Below are 20,578 nucleotides of genomic sequence, written 5' to 3'. Positions count from 1 at the left end.
ATTAGGATTGTAAATTTATTTTCGCATACATTTGTAACCTCAAAAAAAGAAAGAATGCCGAAGAATCTAGTTATTGTTGAGTCACCTGCAAAGGCTAAAACCATTGAAAAATTTTTAGGAAAAGATTATAAAGTTGAGTCTAGTTTTGGACATATTTCAGACTTGCCTTCCAAGGAATTAGGTGTGGATGTCGAAGGAGATTTTGAGCCTAAGTATAAGGTGTCTAAAGATAAGCGAGATGTCGTAAAAAAATTAAAGGAATTAGCGAAGAAAGCCGAAATGGTTTGGCTGGCAAGTGATGAGGATCGTGAGGGAGAAGCTATAGCATGGCATTTGGCAGAGGCATTAGATTTAGATAAAGAAAAGACGAAGCGTATTGTATTTCATGAAATTACAAAAAGCGCGATAAAGAAAGCTATTGAGAATCCTCGTGGCATAGATTATAACTTGGTAGATGCTCAGCAAGCAAGACGTGTTTTAGATCGAATTGTTGGTTATGAGTTGTCTCCGGTTTTATGGAGAAAAGTTAAAGGAGGATTGTCGGCTGGTAGAGTGCAATCTGTATCTGTAAGATTAATTGTAGAACGTGAACGTGATATTCAAAATTTTACACCAGAAGCATCTTATAGAGTAGATGCAGAATTTACATCAGAGGACGGTAAATCATTTAAAGCTAAATTACCAAAGAACTTTGGGTCAGAAGAAGAGGCCTTAGAATTTTTAAACAATAATAAAGGAGCAACATACGAGGTGGCTGATTTGCAAAAAAAGCCAGCAAAAAAATCTCCAGCAGCACCTTTTACAACATCCACATTACAACAGGAAGCGTCAAGAAAATTAGGATTCTCTGTAAGTAGAACAATGAGTAATGCGCAACGCTTGTATGAGGCTGGTCTTATAACCTATATGAGAACAGATAGTGTTAATCTATCTGATGAGGCAAGAAAAGGAGCAGAAAAAGAAATTATTTCTGCATATGGTTCAGAATATAGTGAGCCAAGAAATTATAAAGGAAAATCTAAAGGAGCTCAAGAGGCTCACGAGGCTATAAGACCAACAGATTTTGCTAATCATTCAGTAAATGTAGAACGCGACCAGGCAAGACTTTACGATTTAATCTGGAAACGCGCCATTGCATCACAGATGAGTGAGGCCAAACTAGAGCGTACAAACCTAAAAATTCAAATTAACAGTTCGGCAAAGGTTAGTGAGCAATTTACAGCTAATGGAGAAATCATAACTTTTGATGGATTCTTAAAAGTATATCTAGAAGGAACTGATGATGAAGATGCAGAGCAAGATGGTATTTTACCAGATCTAAAGGTAGGAGAGGAGCTCTCTAATGACTACATTACTGCGACGCAACGTTTTACTAGACCGCCTTCAAGATTTACAGAAGCGTCTTTAGTAAAGCAGTTAGAAGAATTAGGAATTGGTAGACCATCAACATATGCGCCAACAATTTCAACAATTCAAAATAGAAATTATATAGAAAAAGGTACGCATGAAGGAGATGAAAGAGCTTACAAGCAATTAGTCTTTTCAAACCAAAATATAAAAGAAAAGAATCTTACAGAGAAAGTAGGTTCTAATAAAGGTAAATTGGTGCCAACAGATGTTGGATTTATCGTTACAGACTTTTTGGTAAATCATTTTGAAAGCATATTAGACTATAATTTTACAGCAAGAGTAGAAGAGAGTTTTGATGATATAGCTGAAGGTAAAGAAGACTGGAAAGCAATGATGAAAGACTTCTACAAAGGTTTTCATCCTCAGGTTGAAGATGTTCAGGAAAATGCTGAGCGCGAAACCGGAGAGCGTATTCTTGGTACAGACCCAAAAACGGGTCGCCAGGTAAGTGTGCGTTTGGGTAAGTTTGGTCCAATGGTGCAGATTGGTACAGTAGACGAGGAAGAAAAACCACAGTTTGCTAGTTTGTCTCCAGATCAGCAACTTAATACTATTACCTATGAGGAGGCTATGGATTTGTTTAAGCTTCCGAAAGCTTTAGGTCACTACAAGGATGATGAGGTAGAAGTTAACAATGGACGTTTTGGACCTTATGTAAGATATGGTAAAAAGTTTGTCTCCTTACCAAAAGGAGTAGATCCGCTTAGTGTAGAGTTAGATGAAGCTATTGTATATATTAAGGAGAAGGAAAAAGCTGACGCTCCAATATATATTTACCAAGATTTAGAAGTCACTAAAGGAAAAGGACGTTTTGGACCATTTATTAAATGGAACAATATGTTTATAAATGTGAATAAAAAATACGATTGGGACAATTTATCTGAAGAAGACATCGTAACTTTGATCGAAGAGAAAATCCAAAAAGAAAAGGATAAGCTTATTCATGTTTGGGAAGATGAAGGTATTAGGGTAGAAAAAGCGCGTTGGGGAAGACACAACGTTATAAAAGGTAAGCAGAAAGTTGAGTTGGCTAAGACTGTAGATGTTTCTGATATGACCTTGGAAGAAGCTAAAGCTATTCTAGAGAAAAATGCCCCAAAAAAGAAAACAAGAAAAACTACAAAGAAGAAAACGACCACCAAAAAGAAGTAATACTTTATGAATTTTAATTTTCTAACGCCTGTTTCAGATGCGGTTTTAGCTCACTCAGAACTATTAGCGCAGCAAGCGCTCGGAAAAAAAATCAAGATTCATTCAAAGCAAAACGGAATTCCAGATTTAGAAGGAGTTCACCTAGCTATTATTGGTGTCGTAGAGAATCGCAACGATGTGAACTATATAGGAGTTGATATTAATTTCGATTCTATAAGAAAAACACTCTACACTTTATTTCCGGGAAATTGGAGCACGACTATTGCAGATTTAGGAGATATACTTCCTGGCGAATCTGTTGAAGATACGTATTACGCAATTCGTACAGCAATTTCAGTTCTAGTTGAAAAGAATATTATACCTATTATTATAGGAGGTAGTCAAGACTTAACCTATTCTAATTACCGTGCATATGATAATTTGATGCCAATGGTAAATATCGTTAATGTAGATACTAATTTCGATTTAGGAGACGCTAATCTACCAATCAAGAATAATAGTTATGTTGGTAAGATCATTGTAGAAGAGCCATACAATCTTTTTAATTATTCTACTATTGGATATCAAACGTATTTTAATTCTCAAGAAGAGATAGATCTTATGGAAAAGCTCTATTTTGAGTCGTATCGTTTAGGTGAGATATCTGCAGATATTCATAAAGTAGAACCTTTAATGAGAGATGCACATATAGTCTCTATAGATTTAAAGTCCATACGAGCTGCGGAAGTAAGTGATAATTTAAAGTATTCACCAAACGGATTTTCAGGAAAAGAGATTTGTGCCATTACACGTTATGCAGGTATAAGTAACAAGGTATCTTCATTTGGAATCTATGAGTATTACAATTCAAAAAATGATTCTGCTTCCTCTATGCTCATTGCGCAAATGATATGGTATTTTATAGAAGGTGTTAATTGCAGAGTTAAGGACGATAATTTTAATAACGAAAATGAGTTTCAGAAGTACAATGTTTTGGTTGAAGATGACGAGCTCATTTTTTATAAAAGTTTAAAAACTGGACGCTGGTGGATAGAAATACCTTTTTTGCCAGATGTTAATAATAAATTAAAAAAGCATACGTTATTACCATGCATGCATGCCGATTATGTACTTGCTACTCAGGGCGAAATACCCGAACGTTGGTATAAAGCCTTTAGGAAGAACAGCTTTTAAAAAGTACACTTAGTCGATAATTTAACATTTAAACTATCGACGAAATGCAATTTTTAAGGATTAACTGTAAAAAAAAATCGAAAAAAGTTGTTTTTTAGAAAATATATAAATATGTTTACGACCTTAAAATTAAGGACGACTAATTTAACCTCGAGTTACTATGAATATTAAGAGATTTATTTTACTTACCACTGTATTGGTTTTGGTTGCCAGTTGTAATTCTGGAGACCGCGGACAATTAGTAGGTGTTAAAGGTAAAAAATGGCACCCAGAGAAACCTTATGGTATGACTTTAGTACCTGGAGGTGCTTTTATTATGGGTAAATCAGACGATGATATCGCTGGTGTAAAAGATGCTCCTACAAAAACGGCTACTGTACGTGCATTTTACATGGACGAAACTGAGATTACAAATAGTGAATACAGACAATTTGTATTTGCCGTTCGTGATTCCATACTAAGACATAAGTTGGCTGAAATGGCTGACCTTGAAGGTAAGACTCCAGGTAATGGTGATATTGGTGAGTTTGCATATTTAGATGCCAACCCAGAAGAGTTGAACGCTTACGAAAGTTATATGCAAAATACTTACGGTAATGAGCAGAGAAAAATTAACTACGACGTTGAATTAATATTTGATACTGATGATTATCCTGATGAATTATATGCCGAGGTTATGGATGGTATGTATTTACCATTAGAAGAGTCTTATAACGGACAGCGTACTTGGGATGTAAAGCAATTTAAATTTCAGTATACATATATGGATATCGCAAAGGCAGCAAAAGATAGAAGTCTTAAGCGTTCAGAAGTTATTCAGCAAGAAGAAGTAGAGATTTATCCAGATACTACAGCTTGGATTAGAGATTTTGCTTACTCTTACAATGAGCCAATGCACAACGATTATTTTTGGCATGATGCTTACGGTGATTATCCAGTAGTAGGTGTGTCTTGGAAACAAGCTCAGGCATTTTGTCAGTGGAGAACATTACACCACAATAGTTACCAAAAAAGTAAAGGAAAACAACCAGTTAACTCTTACAGATTACCATCTGAAGCAGAATGGGAATATGCTGCACGTGGTGGATTACAAGGAGCTTCATATCCATGGGGTGGGCCTTACACCAAAAACGATAGAGGCTGTTTTATGGCAAACTTTAAGCCTTTACGAGGTGATTATGCAGCAGATCAGGCATTATATACTGTAGAGGCGGATGCTTACGATCCTAATGATTTTAACTTATATAACATGGCAGGTAACGTTTCAGAATGGGTAAATGGTTCTTATGACCCTGCTTCTTATGAATATATGTCAACCATTAATCCAAACGTGAATGATACTGAGAATTCACGTAAAGTAGTAAGAGGTGGATCTTGGAAAGATGTTGCTTACTTCTTACAGGTAAGTTCTAGAGATTATGAGTATGCGGACTCAGCAAGAAGTTATATCGGTTTTAGAACCGTACAAGATTACATGGGAACTGAAGTAACCAAAAACGCAGCAACTAACTAAAAAAAACTTAAATCAATAACCCAAATTAAATTAACCTACTTAAGTTATCATCCATTTAACTTAAACTAAAAAACTAAACAAAATTATGGCACAGAAAGGTAAAATTACAATCACTAACATGATCTACGGATTAGGAGCAGCAATCGTAATCGTTGGAGCATTATTTAAAATTCAGCACTGGCCTTTTGGTTCAGAGATCTTAACACTAGGTATGGTTGTGGAAGCCTTGGTATTCATATACTCAGCCTTTGAGAGACAACAAGCAGACTTAGATTGGTCGTTAGTATACCCAGAATTAGCTGGTGGACAATCACTAGGTAAAAAGGCTAAAAAAGAAGAGCCAAAAGATGCTGAAGGATTATTATCTAAAAAATTAGATAACTTACTGAAAGAAGCTAAAATTGATGGTGAATTAATGGCTAGCTTAGGTAACAGTATTAAAAACTTTGAAGGTGCAGCTAAGGGGATCAGTCCAACAGTTGATTCTATGGCGGCACAAAAGAAATATAGCGAAGAAATGTCTTTAGCAGCAGCTCAGATGGAGTCTTTAAACAGTCTTTATAAAGTACAAATGGAAAGTGCAAACCGTCAAGCTGCAATCAATGAAGAAGCTGTAGAAAATGCACAGAAATTAAAAGAGCAAATGGCATCTTTAGCATCAAACCTTTCATCATTAAATGGTGTTTATGGTGGAATGTTATCTGCAATGAACAAAAACTAATTAGTTTTTATAATCAATTTAATTAATTAACATTCAAAAAAACTAATTACAATGGCAGGAGGAAAATTATCTGCAAGGCAGAAAATGATTAACTTAATGTACTTGGTATTTATTGCTATGATTGCAATGACTACAAGTAAAGAGATACTATCTGCATTTAGCTTATTCAACAAAAAATTCGAAAACGCAAATGAATTAGCAGTAGCTTCTAATACAAACCTATTAAAGGGATTAGAAACTCAAGCTAGTGAAAAACCAGCTGATTTTGGTGTAGCATTCAATAATGCTCAAAAAATTAGCTCTATTTCTAATGAATTCTTTACATACCTAGAAGGTCAAAAGAAGATGATATTAGAAAAAGGAAACTATGCTGAAAAATTCAGAGAGCAAGGTGGTTTACCAGCTGAAGAGATGGATAAAGGTGATGCTTTAGATGAGCATTGGTTTACTGGAGATCGTCTTACAAAAGCAGGACAGGCATTTGTTGACAGAGTTAATAAATACAAAGCAGACATCAATGAAGTATTAGGTAACGATGTGGCATACAACCCAGCTAAAGAAACTTTAGAGCGTCGTTTTAGTACTTCTGAAGTTACTAATAAAGACGGAAGACCTCAAAATTGGTTAGATTACAACTTTAAAGGATTTCCAGCTGTAGCTTCCTATACCAAGCTTACAGCTATGCAAAACGATATTAAAGCAACGGAAGCTAACCTTTATAACGTGTTTTTAGGTAATACTGTAGATACAGTAACTTCTTTAAAGAATTATACAGCTATAGTTATCCCAGACAAGAATGCGTTTTTTGCTGGAGAGAAGTTTACAGGTTCAGTTGTTTTAGGTAAATATGCTAATGTAACTCCAACAAAATTAAAAGTAGGAGATAAAGATTTAGATATGAACCGAGAAGGAGCTATTGATTCTACTGGAGCAGCGAGAATAGAATTCACTGTAGGTAACGTTGGTGAGCATGATATTAACGGACAATTCACGTTCTTAGAAAAAGGCCAAGAGTTACCGATTGATTTTAGTGGTAAGTACGTTGTTGTGCCAAGACCTAATTCAGCAACTATATCAGCTGATAAGATGAATGTTGTTTATCGTGGTGTTGCTAATCCAATGACTATTTCTTTTGCAGGTATAGCAGACAATAAAGTATCTGCTTCTGGTGCTGGTTTATCTAGAGCATCAGGTCAAGGTAAATATGTAATGAATCCTGGTACGGGGAAAGAAGTAACCATTAATGTTACGGGTACTCTAGATGATGGTTCAAGAGTAAGCGACCGTAAAACATTTAGAATAAAAGATATTCCTGCACCAACAGGTGTAATAGCTGGTCAAACAGGTGTAGTAAAGTTGCCTAAGCGTAACGTTGAGATAGGTACTGTTGCGGCAAAATTAGATGATTTTGTTTTCGATTTACCAATCCAAGTTACATCTTTTAAAATTAGAGTGCCAGGTCAACCTACGATTAGTGTATCAGGTACAAAAATGAATGCACAAGCAAAGGCTGCAATCAAAAAGGCTAGAAGAGGAGACAATATTACAATTTTTGATATTAGAGCAAAAATTCAAGGAAACTCAAAATACAATCTTAAAAACGTTTCACCTGTAATTGTAGAAGTTACAAGTAACTAATTAATTCAATAATTAACAGTTACAAACGTTAAAAATAAAGAAACCCAAATTAATTAATAAGATGGAAATTAAAAGGTTTATATACACAGGTTTAGTAGCATTAGTCGCAAACAGTGCTTTTTCGCAGGCTAATATTCTAAATGCAAAAATACCTGAAGAAATAGGTATGAAAACAGAAGCAGAATTGCTTTTAGACAACGATAAGCCATTAGAATACGGTTATGTAGGAGATAGAGACATCTTATACTCAAAAATGACTTGGGAGAAAGTTGTATTAGATGAACGTGTTAATTTTCCACTTTACTTCCCGGTTGAGGGTAATTTAGGTGATGATCGTAAATCTTTATACAAGGTTTTGATGGAAAATATTGAAAGCGGAATGATTTCTAAGATATACGGTGATTCGTATTTCACGGAAGAGCGTACGCTGAAAGATATTGAGGCTGCTTTAAAAATGAGAAAAATCACTGATCCAGGTTATGATTACATGAATGAAAATGGGGTGGGTGAAGACGAAGTACCAGAAGAGTTTGTGATAGAAAGAAATATAGAACCTGCTGATATTAGTTCTTATTTAATCAAAGGCCTTTGGTATTTTGATAAACGTCAAGGTGAATTAAAATATAGAATTCTGGGTATAGCACCTGCGGCACCAGATGTTAACTTTATTGATTCTGAAGACGAAGCTCAGAAAGAGCCAATACCTATGTTTTGGGTCTTTTATCCAGAAGTAAGGGACATTTTGCACGAAGCTAAAGCTTTTAACAACGATAACAGTGCGTCACCAATTTCTTTTGATCATTTACTTAATAGCCGTCGTTTTCATGGAATTATTTATAAAGAAGATAACGTTTATGGTGACAGAGAAGTAAAGGAGTACGTTGCAGAAAATGCGCTTATGCAATTATTAGAATCTGAGCGTATCAAAGATAAGATCAGAGATTTTGAACAAGATATGTGGAGTTACTAATAACTCTCAAAATGTAAAAGTAAACGCTCACTTTAAAGTGGGCGTTTTTTATTTTTGTACAATGATGAAAAGTGTTGATTATATAGTTGTTGGTTGTGGTTTGGCAAGTATTGCATTTTGTGAGTTGTTAAGAAATAACAAGAAATCATTTATAGTTTTCGATGATAATTCACAACAGTCATCTATTGTGGCGGCAGGCTTATATAATCCTGTTATTTTAAAACGATTTTCAGAGGTCTGGAAAGCAAAAGAGCAACTAAATCTGGCATTACCAGTTTATAAAAGAATTGAACAAGATCTAAAAATTAAAATAGATTATAAACTTAGAATACTAAGAAGGTTTACGTCTATAAAAGAACAGAATTTATGGTTTAACGCTTCTGATAAACCAAAACTAGAGCCTTACCTTTCTACGCAACTAGTTAAGAACACTAATGAATTTATAGATGCACCATTCGGATTTGGTGAGGTGTTACACGCAGGCAGGATAGAAACGGAAAAGCTTATACATGCATACAAGACATTTTTAAAAGAAAATCAAAGTTTTGTAGAAGCGCGTTTTGAGTATCAAAATCTTCAAGTTTCACCTCATGGGTTAATTTATAATGATATAAATGCAAGGCAGGTAGTTTTTGCTGAAGGATTTGGAGTTAAAAACAATCCTTATTTTAAAGACATACCGCTTAATGGAACAAAGGGTGAGGTATTAATAATCAAAGCTCCTCAACTTAATATCGATTATGGTATTAAGTCTTCGGTATTTATTATTCCACTAGAAAATGACTTATACGCAGTCGGAGCAACATACAATTGGACCGACAAAAGTAATATCCCAACTGAAGAAGGCAAACAAGAGTTAATCAATAAGCTAAAAACGTTTTTACAGTGTGAATTTGAAGTTGTTCAACATTTAGCTGGAATTCGTCCTACAGTGAAAGACCGTAGACCTTTGGTTGGGCAACATGCCGAATATCAAAATTTATATGTTTTAAACGGACTTGGTACCAGAGGTGTTATGATAGCACCTTATGTAGCGCAAAAGCTTTATCAATTAATAGAAAATAACACAGCTTTAGACTTTGAAATTAATATTTCACGTTTTAATTAAAAGTCTTTACTTCTTAACTAGAGATTTGTCGTATTTCATAAATATGTTAATCCATATATTACGTGATAACCTCATAATTATTGGAAAGAATACTAATAAGGTTCCAACAATACTAATGAAGCCTACCGTTTCAGAAAAGCCAAGAATAACATAACTAATAATAAAAGCGGCTACCGAAAACGCAATTCCAACACCATAGCTTACATACATAGAGCCATAGAAGAATGAAGGTTCCATCTGGTATTTCGTTTTACAATGCGAGCAATGATCGTGCATCTTTAAAACTTCTGAAATGGCATAAGGATTCTTGTTAACATACATAGATTCCTGATGGCATTTTGGGCAGGCGCCAAATAAAATGCTATATAATTTCATTCCTTTTCTAATCATAGCTAAAACCTTTACTTTTGCGTTTTGTTGAACTACAAAGATAACTTTTTTGTAAGTCTGTATTTGTAACAATTGTAACATTTTATGCAGTTGTATTTTTAAGAAAACTATATATGCTCAATATTCATAATCTGTCCATATCCTTTCAAGGAGAATATCTTTTTGAAGACATTACATTTAAACTTGGTGCAGGCGACCGCATTGGTTTAATTGGTAAAAATGGTGCTGGTAAATCTACAATGCTAAGGATTTTGGCCAAAGAACAAGAGTCAGATTCCGGTCAAATAGCCGCAGATAAGGACTTAAAAATAGGCTTCCTTAAACAAGATATAGATTTCGATTTTGGTAAAACCGTTTTAGAAGAATCCTACGAAGCCTTCAAAGAGATTAAACAATGTGAAGCTAAGCTAGATAATATTAACACTCAATTAGCAGAACGTACAGATTACGAAAGTGAAGCTTATAATCAGTTAATGATTGATTTGAATGACATTCAACATCAGTACGAAATCTTAGGTGGTTATAATTATCAAGGTGATACCGAAAAAATTCTTCAAGGTTTAGGATTTAAGCGCGAAGATTTCAATAAGTTAACAGATACCTTTTCAGGTGGTTGGCGAATGCGTATTGAATTAGCAAAGCTATTGCTTCAAAATAACGATTTGCTGTTGTTAGATGAGCCTACAAACCATTTAGATATTGAATCTATCATCTGGTTAGAAAACTTTCTGAAAACATATCCAGGAGCAGTTGTAATTGTATCGCACGATAAAATGTTTCTAGATAATGTAACCAACAGAACTATTGAAATTTCATTAGGAAGAATTTACGATTACAATAAACCGTATACGAAATTCCTAGAGTTAAGAAAAGAAATGAAAGTGCAACAATTGGCAGCGCAAAAAAATCAGGAAAAGCAAATTCAGCAAACCGAAAAACTGATAGAAAAATTCAGAGCCAAAGCCTCAAAGGCAACAATGGCACAATCGTTAATTAAAAAGCTGGATAAGATTGATCGCATTGAAGTTGATGAAGATGATAATAGTGTAATGACTTTAAATTTTCCTGTGTCTATTACACCAGGAAAAGTGGTTGTTGAGATTGAAAATGTCTCAAAAAATTATGGTGATTTACAAGTTCTGAATAATGTGAATTTAACTGTGCCAAGAGACGTAAAGACTGCATTTGTTGGCCAGAATGGTCAAGGAAAATCAACCTTAGCTAAAATCATCGTTGGTGACTTAAAGCACGATGGTAACGTCAATCTCGGTCATAATGTGCAGATAGGATATTTTGCACAGAACCAAGCAGAATATTTAGACGGTAATAAAACCGTCTTAGATACAATGATTGATGCAGCAAATGAAACCAATCGAAGTAAGGTTCGTGATATTTTAGGAGCATTCTTATTTAGAGGCGAAGAGGTAGAAAAGTACGTAAAAGTCTTGTCTGGTGGTGAGCGTAACCGTTTGGCATTGGCAAAGCTATTGCTTCAGCCATTGAATGTTTTAATAATGGATGAGCCTACCAACCACTTAGATATTAAGTCTAAAAATGTACTAAAAGATGCGCTCAAAAAGTTTGAAGGTACGCTGATCTTAGTATCTCACGACAGGGATTTTCTACAAGGATTAACCGAAACGGTTTACGAGTTTAAAGACCAAAACATCAAGGAATACCTTGGAGACATCGATTACTATTTAGAGCAACGTAATATTGAAAATCTAAGAGAAGCCGAAAAGCGAACCATTGTAGAGGATAAGCCTAAAGAAAGCAATAAGCAAAGTTACGAAGACCAGAAAAAAGTAAAGTCGCTCAATAACAAGCTGAGTAATATTGAAGCTAAAATAAATCAGCTGGAAAAAGCTATTAAAGAAGACGACTTTAAACTGGAAACAGATTACGATAACACGGCTTCTGACCCTAAATTTTTTGACGATTATCAAGAAAAAAAGAAGAATTTAGAACAGTTGATGGAAGAATGGGAAGAAGTTACCATTCAAATTGAAGAAATTTCATAGCAACATTAAGATTATTTTAACGACTGCGCATAATGATAACAATAACTTTGTACGTTATTGATGACCGCTTTCATTATGACCAGAAAAATTATCCTTTCCGTTTTGGGTATCGCTTTAATTGTTGGAGCATACTTTTTCGCAAAATATCTTATTGAGAATAAAAACAAGCCTAAACCTGTAGTGCCAAAAGTGGTTAAAACAGTTTTGGTAGATACGGTTGAAAATTCAACAGTACCTATTGTAATTTCAGCAAATGGAAATCTTACAGCAAAGCAACGTGTGGAGTTGTATTCTGAGGTGCAAGGTGTTTTTAAAACCGGAAATAAACTTTTTAAAGCTGGTCAAAAATTCAATAAAGGCGAAACACTTATTCGTTTAGATGCTTCAGAATATTATGCTAGTGTGCAATCTGCAAAGAGCAATCTTTACAATAGTATTGCTGCAATTATGCCAGATTTGAGGTTAGATTTTGCAGATGTTTATCCGAAATGGCAAGCCTACCTTAATGGTTTTGATTTAAATAAAAGCACACCACAATTACCAGAAATATCTGGTGAAAAGGAAAACTATTTTATCACAGGTCGTGGAATAGTCAGTGCGTATTACAACGTTAAAAATTTAGAACAGCGTTTAGCAAAATATAGAATTACTGCGCCTTTTACAGGTATATTAACCGAAGCTCTAGTTACAGAAGGTACGCTTGTAAGAAGTGGACAAAAATTAGGCGAATTCATAAATCCATCGGTTTACGAAATGCAAGTAGCCGTAAGTAAATCTTATGCAGATGTGCTAAAGGAAGGCGAAGCTGTAACCCTTTCTAATTTAGAAAAAACAAAAACCTATCAAGGAACAGTTTCTAGAGTAAACGGAAGTATTGATGCTACTACGCAAACTATCACTGCTTTTGTTGAAGTAAAGCACTAAGATTTAAAAGAAGGAATGTACTTAGAGGCAAACCTTAATGCCGAAAAAGTAAATGATGCTATAGAAATTGATAGAAATCTGCTACTGGACAGCCAAGAAATTTACATAGTCAAGGATAGTCTTTTGGATGTTATTCCTGTAAAACCTGTGCATTTCTCTGATGCAACTGTAGTATTAAAAGAGGTGCCAAACGGAACCATCATTTTAAGAAAACCAGTACCTGGTGCTTATGCAGGTATGCAAGTTAAAGCTGCAACAACAGATTCTGCCGAATAATGAGAAAGTTAATAGAATACTTTATAAGATACCATGTTGCAGTAAATGTATTTATACTGGCATTTTTTGTGTTTGGTATTATAGGTTATTTGTCGCTGAAATCTTCGTTTTTCCCATTAACCGAATCAAGAATAATAAATGTAGCCATTACTTATCCTGGTGCTTCGCCACAAGAGATAGAAGAGGGAATCGTACTTCAAATTGAAGATAATCTAAAAGGCTTAAAAGGTATAGATAGAGTTACTTCAACTTCACGAGAAAATAGTGGAAGTATTACTGTAGAAATCGAAAAAGGCGAAAGTTTAGACTTTATGCTTCTTGAAGTTAAAAATGCGGTAGATCGTGTGCCATCTTTCCCTACAGGAATGGAACCTTTGGTGGTTTCTAAGCAAGAAGCCATAAGAGAAACCATATCATTTGCAATTAGTGGCAATGATATTCCTCTGGCTACTTTAAAGCAATTAGCCAGACAGGTTGAAACCGATTTAAGAGCTATAGACGGAATCTCACAGATTGAAATTTCTGGTTTTCCTGATGAGGAAATCGAAATTGCAGTTAATGAAACAGATTTATTAGCATATAATCTCACGTTTAACGACGTGGCAACTGCAGTAAGTAACTCAAATATTTTAGTTACAGGTGGTAATGTAAAAACCGTTGCAGAAGAATATTTAATTAGAGCAAATAATAGAGAATACTACGGAAAAGAGCTGTCCAATATTATTGTAAAAGCCTCTGCTGATGGAAAAGTTGTTCGCCTTAAGGATGTGGCAATTATAAGAGATCGTTTTTCTGAAACACCAAATGCTACCTATTTTAATCAAGAATTAGCTGTAAATATTTCGGTTACCAGTACTAATAATGAGGATTTAATTAGCTCAGCAGATAAGGTAAAAGAGTACATCGAAGCGTATAATCAAAAGTACACAAACGTACACCTTAGTGTGGTTAGAGATTTATCAATTACACTAAATCAAAGAACACAATTATTAACAGAAAATGCCATTGTTGGTATGTTGTTAGTTTTAGTGTTTTTATCTATTTTTCTTAATACAAGATTGGCATTATGGGTCGCTTTTGGTTTACCAATTTCATTCTTGGGAATGTTCATTTTTGCCGGTCAATTTGATGTGACGATTAATGTATTATCACTCTTCGGAATGATTATCGTTATTGGTATTCTGGTTGATGATGGTATTGTTATTGCCGAAAATATCTATCAGCATTACGAGAAAGGTAAAAAACCAATTCAAGCAGCTATTGATGGTACTATGGAGGTAATACCACCTGTGGTTTCTGCAATTACAACAACGGTATTAGCCTTTTCATTGTTTTTCTTTTTAGAAAGTAGAATAGGAGAGTTCTTTAGTGAAGTGTCAGTCATCGTTATATTAACATTGGTTGTGTCGCTTGTTGAAGCATTAATCATTTTGCCTGCGCATTTGGCACATTCAAAAGCTCTTAGAATTAAAAAAGAAGAGCTGCATAACAAAAAGTCATCTAATGGGTTCTTTTCCTTTATGCGAGGACTAAATCGTTCTGGAGACCGCTTTATGTCATATTTAAGAGATAAGGTTTATGCACCTACATTACGATTTGTAATGGAATTTAAACTATTGGCACTTGGTATTTTTGTTGCGCTTTTAGTGCTAACATTTGGCTCTCTTGGAGGTGGAATTATTGGTGTAACCCTTTTTCCAAGAATTGCAAGTGATGCAGCTAATATTGAGTTAGTAATGCCTGCAGGAACCAATGTAAAGATCACTGATTCTATCATTTCAATGATTGAAGAAAAATCTTTCATCGTTAACCAAGAGCTTACAGAAAAGTATTTAAAAGGCACAGATAAACAATTGTTTGAAAATACGATCGTGTCTATTAACAGCAGTTCTTCAGCCAATTTAAGAATCAATTTATTGCCAGGCGAAGAACGACCAGATGAAGTTCAATCGTTTTTAATAACCAACAGGTTAGAAGAATTGGTTGGTCCAGTAATTGGTACAGAACGATTAATCTATGGTTCTGGTGGAAATTTTGGTGGTAATCCAGTTTCAGTATCCTTACTGAGTAATAATATCGAGGAATTAAAAGCCGCTAAACTAGAATTAAAAGAGCATTTGCAATCTAATCCTTTGCTAAAAGATATTGGAGACAATGACCCAGCCGGAATTAAGGAAATACGCTTAGAGCTCAAAGAAAGCGCATACTTACTCGGCTTAGATTTAAGAAGTGTAATGTCTCAGGTGCGTTCAGGTTTTTTTGGTGCTCAGGCGCAACGTTTCCAAAGAGGACAAGACGAAATTAGAGTTTGGGTACGTTACGACAAAAACAACCGAAGTTCTATTAATGATTTAGACGATATGCGAATCGTAACGCCTACTGGCGAACGTGTTACTCTAAAGGATATCGCAACCTATAGCATTGAGCGTGGTGATGTGGCCATCAATCACTTGGAAGGTAAACGCGAAATTCAAGTGTATGCAGATTTAAAAGACCCGAGTACAAGTGCTACTGATATTATAGACAATATTAGAAAAGATTTTATTCCAGAGTTACAATCAAAATACCCAACAATTACAACGTCTTACGAAGGACAAAATAGGGAAGCAGGCAAGCTAACAAGCTCTTTAGCAATTGCAGGACCTATCATCCTATTACTAATATACATTACAATTGCGTTTACGTTTAGAAGTTATTCGCAACCGCTATTGCTGATTTTATTGATTCCTTTCAGTTTAACAGCTGTAGCTTGGGGACACTGGTTATTAGATTTTCCTGTTAATATTTTATCCCTTTTAGGAATCATTGCATTAATAGGTATTATGGTTAATGACGGATTGGTGCTCATTGGGAAATTCAATAGTAATCTAAAAGAAGGAATGAAATTTGACGAGGCACTTTCCGAAGCCGGTAAATCGCGTTTTAGAGCTATTTTCTTAACCTCATTGACTACAATAGCAGGTTTGGCACCTTTACTATTAGAGAAAAGTAGGCAAGCACAATTTTTAAAACCAATGGCAATTTCCATTTCCTTTGGTATCGCTTATGCAACCATTTTAACCTTGTTGGTGTTACCGTTGTTTTTGTCATTCAGCAATAATATTAAGAAGAATACCAAATGGCTGGTAACCGGAAACGATGTTACCAAGGAAGAAGTAGAACGCGCTATAAAAGAACAAAATGAAGGTAATGAAGAGCACTAAACAGATATTGATTGTCTTGGGCGTTTTATGTTGTGTTAATCTGCAAGCCCAAAATATATTAACAAAAGAAGAGGCTGTTTCTAAGGCTTTAGAAAATAATTATGGTGTACAAATCGCCAAGAATGATGTAGCTGTTGCAGAGAATAATACCAGTATTTTAAATTCAGGTTATTTGCCAACATTGACTGGTAGTGCAGGCGCAACGTATAATTTAGATAATACTGAAGCTGAATTTTCTAACGGAGAGGTTACAGTCTTAAATGGTGCTGAGAGTTCTAGATATAATGCTAGTGTAAATCTTAACTACACCTTGTTTGATGGTTTAGGCAGACGTTACAATTACAAACGATTAAAAGAGCAATACCAATTAACCGAATTGCAAGCAAGAGAAACGATAGAAAACACGATTATTCAAATGTTTTCGGTGTACTACAATGTGGCGCAATTGTCCGATAATTTAAACACTCTTGAAGAAACGCTAACCGTTACCAAAGACCGATTAGTAAGAGCAGAATATCAATTTGAATATGGACAAAACACAAAGCTTGAAGTTTTAAATGCTGAAGTTGATATTAATAACGACAGCATCAACATCATCAATACAAAACAGCAGTTAAAAAATGCAAAGCGCGATTTAAAATTGGTATTGGGAGAAACGTTTACGGAAGATTACAATGTAGAAACCGAAGTGGACTTCACGTTACAATTTCAAAAGGATAGCTTATTTCAACAAGCAAAACGAAGAAATGTTGCTTTACTTCAAACCGAAAAAAACATTGCAATTAGCAAGTTAGATATTAATTCTGGTCAATCCGCATATTTACCAACTATTGGTTTAACAGGTTCTTACGGCTGGAACAAAAACAACAACAACGCAGCATCGTTTTTAACCACTTCAACCAATACAGGATTATCAGGAGGCATTAATCTGAGTTGGAATTTGTTTGATGGTGGAGCAACCATTAATAGAGTAAGAAATGCAAAGATTAATCTTGAAACGCAACAGCTTCAAAAAGAAAATATCCTATTGAGCATTGAGCGCGATTTTAATAATGCCTGGGATGACTATATGAACAAGCTCGATATTTATAACATTCAAGATAAAAATATCATTACAGCTCAGAATAACTTTGATAGAACTCAAGAAAAGTTCAAGATAGGTCAAGTCAATTCAATTGAGTTTAGACAAGCCCAAATCAATTTATTGAATGCAGAGTTAAGCAGAAGTCAAGCAAAATATGATGCAAAATTAGCTGAGTTAACTTTGCTTCAAATTAGTGGCGAGTTGTTAAATGTTCAATTCTAAAAACCGCTAAAGAATGGAAGAACACTTTTTTCAATGTCCTTATTGTTGGGAGCAAATATCTATGTTAATAGATGTGTCTCAAAGTCAGCAAACTTATATTGAAGATTGTGAAATTTGCTGTAATCCTATTCAAATTTCTGTAGTCACAGAAGCACAACAAATAGTCAATTTTCAAGCAGAGAATATAGAGCAATGAGATAAGTGTAAAATACGAAAAATTAAGTTTTTATGTTAATTAGTAGTGTAGTTCATCGAAAAAATTTGCAGTTTAAGGTGTAAGACCCTATTTTTGAATAGTTTATGTGCCCCTCCACAAAATCTAGCTATTATGAAAACTTTAAAATTAACCCTACTATGTTGCTTGCTTTCTGTCTTTACATATGCCAACGTTTCTCAAAGTCAAAAAGACGCACTAGTAGCACTTTATAACGCAACTGATGGTGACACTTGGAATACCTCTTGGAATTTAGACCAACCTATAACTGAATGGTATGGTTTAACCATTGAGGATGATAACGTGATAGCCATCGACTTAAGCTTCAATAATCTATCTGGTAAATTGCCAAGTGAAATATCTCAATTAACCTTTTTAAAGACTTTGAATTTAGCATTCAATAAACTAGAAGGAAAATTACCAGAGACATTAACGAGTATGATTAATCTAGAGACCTTACAATTGTTCTCTAATAATTTTTCAGGTGCCTTACCATCAGACATTGGCAGCATGGCCAATCTTAAGACAGTCGAGTTATACAATAATAATTTTTTTGGTGAGATTCCTAGCTCTATAGGTAATTTAACCAAGCTTGAAAGTTTAATACTTAGTAGTAACCAATTAATAGGGAAATTACCAGCAAGTATATCTAATCTTAAATCCTTAAAAGTATTAAGCTTATTTGATAATAGCTTATTAGGTACAATTCCGGCTAGTATCGGCGAATTAACGCAGTTAGAGGAATTAGTATTATCTAATAATGCTTTTTATGGTAATTTACCTGGTGAATTAGCTCAGTTGTCAAATTTAAAAACGCTGTTGTTAAGTAATAATGGTTTTAAAGGAAACTACGCCGCTTTAAAAGATAAACTACCTAATATTGTAGATTTTGATCTAGATGATGCAAACATGAAGGGAGCATTAGCAACATTAGATTCTGAAGAGAACGACGACTAATATTTGTTTTTAACCATATAATTATATATTAAAAAAAGTGTTCAAATTATTTGAACACTTTTTTTATGCTAAAAACTTGCTAAAACTAAAAAGCGTTGTATATTTGCAGTCCAATATCGCGGGATAGAGCAGTAGGTAGCTCGTCGGGCTCATAACCCGAAGGTCACTGGTTCGAGTCCAGTTCCCGCTACTAAGGCGAAAGCCAGTAAAATCAACGGATTGTGTCTCACAATCCGTTTTTTTATGTCTTCTATTTTCTTACTTTTACAAAAAGTACACGAAAACGTACACGTTTTATCAATGAAAGCCAATTATTCTGAGCCCAAAATCTACACAGGTGGGGTGGATATCAATCAATGGTCTAAACTCACTAAATCAGAGCGAACCAAAGCCTTAAAGAAAGATTGGTACATACATTACAGGTTTAGACACCCTGAAACAGGTCTTTTAACAAGACAAACAAACATCAAGGCTGGTGCAAATAGATTTAAAGACAAAAGATCAAGATACCATATTCTGAAGATTATAAAGCAAAGCCTAGAAATCGTGCTAAGGGAAGGCTTTAACCCTTATGAGGATAACACTGATCTGAAACAATATCTAGAAGAAAGACTTGAAAATAAACAGAGAGCAAAGAATAACTCTGTACCATTAAATAATTCGACTAAATCAAAAGTTGAACCAGTGGATGAACTTGCAACAAAGGTTCAGTTGAAAGAGGCATTCGAACTGGTATTGAAACTAAAAGAGAATGTTATGACACATGACTCTTTTGTTAAGTACAGGAGTAGGATTAATAAGTTTAATACATGGCTACTTAATAACGGTTTTAACAACAAGTCTGATATCACGAGCATTCAGAAAAAGACTGTTATTTCTTATTTAAATCAAAGATTAGAAGAAACAGGTGTTAGAAATAGAAACAATGCAAGAACGGATTTATCCTCATTTTTTCAAACACTAAAGGACAATGATATCATTGTACAAAATTTTATAAAAGAGATTAATATTCTAAAAGCTATACCTAAAAGAAATAAGTCTTTTTCACCTAAGCAGGAAAATGAAATTTTTAGCTATTTAGAAAAGTCAGACCAAACTTTATTACTGTTCATTAAGTTTATTTGTTATGCACTACTTCGACCTATAGAAATATGTCGCTTGAAAATCAAGGATATCGATATCCAAGACAAAAAACTCTATGTGGTGGCAAAAAACCAACCTGTAAAAATTAAAATAATCCCTGAGATTTTATTGAAGGAAATCCCAAACTTGAAGGACTTTGATCCAAATCATCCTTTGTTCTCCAAGGATTCCCTAGGGCAAAAATGGTCAGCAAAGGAAAGTAGTCGTAAGGACTATTACACAAAACAATTTAAAGAAGTTAAGGATAAGTTAGGTTTTAATTCAGAATATGGACTATACAGTTTTAGACACACTTATATCGCCAAAATGTATAGGAAACTGGCAAGAGAAGGCTCACCTCACAAAGCTAAGAGTGATTTGATGTTGATTACGGGTCATACCTCAATGTCAGGATTGGAAAACTATCTAAGGAGTATTGATGCCCAACTACCAAAGGATTACTCTAATTTATTGAAATAG

General features: G+C 34.5%; 14 protein-coding genes, 1 tRNA gene and 1 pseudogene. 15 read left to right on the top strand and 1 reads right to left on the bottom strand.

Translation table 11 applies throughout. The features are described 5' to 3' along the window. The first annotated feature begins 54 nt into the window (after window positions 1-54). The 7 genes from topA (at window position 55) to V1468_RS00310 (ending at window position 9,685) form a co-directional block, all read left to right on the top strand. Complete coding sequence (gene topA / locus V1468_RS00340; RefSeq protein ID WP_331808274.1) at window positions 55-2,562, top strand: type I DNA topoisomerase; 2,508 nt, start codon at window positions 55-57, stop codon at window positions 2,560-2,562. Window positions 2,563-2,568: 6 nt separating this feature from the next. Next, window positions 2,569-3,735: a formimidoylglutamase gene (locus V1468_RS00335; RefSeq protein WP_331808273.1), complete on the top strand. Its 1,167-nt coding sequence runs from the start codon at window positions 2,569-2,571 to the stop codon at window positions 3,733-3,735. Between the two features lie 166 nt (window positions 3,736-3,901). Next, entirely contained in the window at window positions 3,902-5,248 is a 1,347-nt protein-coding gene (porK, locus tag V1468_RS00330; protein WP_456300855.1) for a T9SS ring complex lipoprotein PorK/GldK, read from the top strand. An 85-nt stretch (window positions 5,249-5,333) separates the two neighbouring features. Next, window positions 5,334-5,969, top strand: a complete 636-nt coding sequence (gene porL, locus V1468_RS00325; protein ID WP_331808271.1) for a type IX secretion system motor protein PorL/GldL — start codon at window positions 5,334-5,336, stop codon at window positions 5,967-5,969. A 51-nt stretch (window positions 5,970-6,020) separates the two neighbouring features. Then, window positions 6,021-7,607, top strand: a complete 1,587-nt coding sequence (porM, locus tag V1468_RS00320) for a type IX secretion system motor protein PorM/GldM (RefSeq protein ID WP_331808270.1) — start codon at window positions 6,021-6,023, stop codon at window positions 7,605-7,607. Between the two features lie 61 nt (window positions 7,608-7,668). Further along, complete coding sequence (porN, locus tag V1468_RS00315) at window positions 7,669-8,577, top strand: type IX secretion system ring subunit PorN/GldN (protein WP_331808269.1); 909 nt, start codon at window positions 7,669-7,671, stop codon at window positions 8,575-8,577. A gap of 64 nt (window positions 8,578-8,641) precedes the next feature. After that, window positions 8,642-9,685 carry an NAD(P)/FAD-dependent oxidoreductase gene (locus V1468_RS00310; protein ID WP_408647351.1) on the top strand — a complete coding sequence of 348 codons (1,044 nt, stop codon included), beginning with the start codon at window positions 8,642-8,644 and terminating at the stop codon, window positions 9,683-9,685. A 6-nt stretch (window positions 9,686-9,691) separates the two neighbouring features. Here V1468_RS00310 and V1468_RS00305 read toward each other — a convergent pair whose 3' ends face one another. Beyond that, a complete protein-coding gene (locus tag V1468_RS00305; RefSeq protein WP_331809329.1) occupies window positions 9,692-10,075 on the bottom strand; it encodes a DUF983 domain-containing protein in 384 nt (127 codons plus the stop codon). 113 nt (window positions 10,076-10,188) lie between these two features. Between V1468_RS00305 and V1468_RS00300 the strand changes: the two genes are divergently transcribed. The 8 genes and pseudogenes from V1468_RS00300 (at window position 10,189) to V1468_RS00265 (ending at window position 20,578) form a co-directional block, all read left to right on the top strand. After that, window positions 10,189-12,096 (top strand): ABC-F family ATP-binding cassette domain-containing protein, encoded by a 1,908-nt coding sequence (locus V1468_RS00300; RefSeq protein WP_331808267.1) that lies wholly within the window; start codon window positions 10,189-10,191, stop codon window positions 12,094-12,096. Between the two features lie 75 nt (window positions 12,097-12,171). Continuing rightward, window positions 12,172-13,296 (top strand): annotated as a pseudogene (locus V1468_RS00295) (efflux RND transporter periplasmic adaptor subunit). Next, window positions 13,296-16,499, top strand: a complete 3,204-nt coding sequence (locus V1468_RS00290) for an efflux RND transporter permease subunit (protein WP_331808266.1) — start codon at window positions 13,296-13,298, stop codon at window positions 16,497-16,499. Before V1468_RS00295 ends, V1468_RS00290 begins: the two are co-directional and overlap by 1 nt. Further along, the gene (locus V1468_RS00285; protein ID WP_331808265.1) at window positions 16,486-17,805 is read left to right on the top strand and encodes a TolC family protein; all 1,320 of its coding nucleotides are present in this window, start codon (window positions 16,486-16,488) and stop codon (window positions 17,803-17,805) included. The genes V1468_RS00290 and V1468_RS00285 overlap by 14 nt, the downstream gene beginning before the upstream one ends. A gap of 13 nt (window positions 17,806-17,818) precedes the next feature. Further along, window positions 17,819-18,001, top strand: a complete 183-nt coding sequence (locus V1468_RS00280) for a CPXCG motif-containing cysteine-rich protein (RefSeq protein ID WP_331808264.1) — start codon at window positions 17,819-17,821, stop codon at window positions 17,999-18,001. A 132-nt stretch (window positions 18,002-18,133) separates the two neighbouring features. Continuing rightward, entirely contained in the window at window positions 18,134-18,976 is an 843-nt protein-coding gene (locus V1468_RS00275) for a leucine-rich repeat domain-containing protein (RefSeq protein WP_331808263.1), read from the top strand. 117 nt (window positions 18,977-19,093) lie between these two features. Next, window positions 19,094-19,166, top strand: a tRNA-Met gene (locus tag V1468_RS00270). 53 nt (window positions 19,167-19,219) lie between these two features. Beyond that, window positions 19,220-20,578, top strand: coding sequence for a tyrosine-type recombinase/integrase (locus V1468_RS00265; protein WP_331808262.1), 1,359 nt, complete (start codon window positions 19,220-19,222; stop codon window positions 20,576-20,578).

The sequence above is a fragment of the Winogradskyella poriferorum genome (genome assembly GCF_036553625.1).
Classification (GTDB): domain Bacteria; phylum Bacteroidota; class Bacteroidia; order Flavobacteriales; family Flavobacteriaceae; genus Winogradskyella; species Winogradskyella poriferorum.
Note: the sequence above shows the minus strand (reverse complement) of the source record. Positions and strands in the feature narration are given on the sequence as shown.

Bases quoted from the DNA above. Each gene is read 5' to 3' on its own strand.
- topA (WP_331808274.1), top strand. From the start codon at position 55: ATGCCGAAGAATCTAGTTATTGTTGAGTCACCTGCAAAGGCTAAAACC.
- V1468_RS00335 (WP_331808273.1), top strand. From the start codon at position 2,569: ATGAATTTTAATTTTCTAACGCCTGTTTCAGATGCGGTTTTAGCTCAC.
- porL (WP_331808271.1), top strand. From the start codon at position 5,334: ATGGCACAGAAAGGTAAAATTACAATCACTAACATGATCTACGGATTA.
- porM (WP_331808270.1), top strand. From the start codon at position 6,021: ATGGCAGGAGGAAAATTATCTGCAAGGCAGAAAATGATTAACTTAATG.
- porN (WP_331808269.1), top strand. From the start codon at position 7,669: ATGGAAATTAAAAGGTTTATATACACAGGTTTAGTAGCATTAGTCGCA.
- V1468_RS00310 (WP_408647351.1), top strand. From the start codon at position 8,642: ATGAAAAGTGTTGATTATATAGTTGTTGGTTGTGGTTTGGCAAGTATT.
- V1468_RS00305 (WP_331809329.1), bottom strand. From the start codon at position 10,075: ATGATTAGAAAAGGAATGAAATTATATAGCATTTTATTTGGCGCCTGC.
- V1468_RS00300 (WP_331808267.1), top strand. From the start codon at position 10,189: ATGCTCAATATTCATAATCTGTCCATATCCTTTCAAGGAGAATATCTT.
- V1468_RS00290 (WP_331808266.1), top strand. From the start codon at position 13,296: ATGAGAAAGTTAATAGAATACTTTATAAGATACCATGTTGCAGTAAAT.
- V1468_RS00285 (WP_331808265.1), top strand. From the start codon at position 16,486: ATGAAGAGCACTAAACAGATATTGATTGTCTTGGGCGTTTTATGTTGT.
- V1468_RS00280 (WP_331808264.1), top strand. From the start codon at position 17,819: ATGGAAGAACACTTTTTTCAATGTCCTTATTGTTGGGAGCAAATATCT.
- V1468_RS00275 (WP_331808263.1), top strand. From the start codon at position 18,134: ATGAAAACTTTAAAATTAACCCTACTATGTTGCTTGCTTTCTGTCTTT.
- V1468_RS00265 (WP_331808262.1), top strand. From the start codon at position 19,220: ATGTCTTCTATTTTCTTACTTTTACAAAAAGTACACGAAAACGTACAC.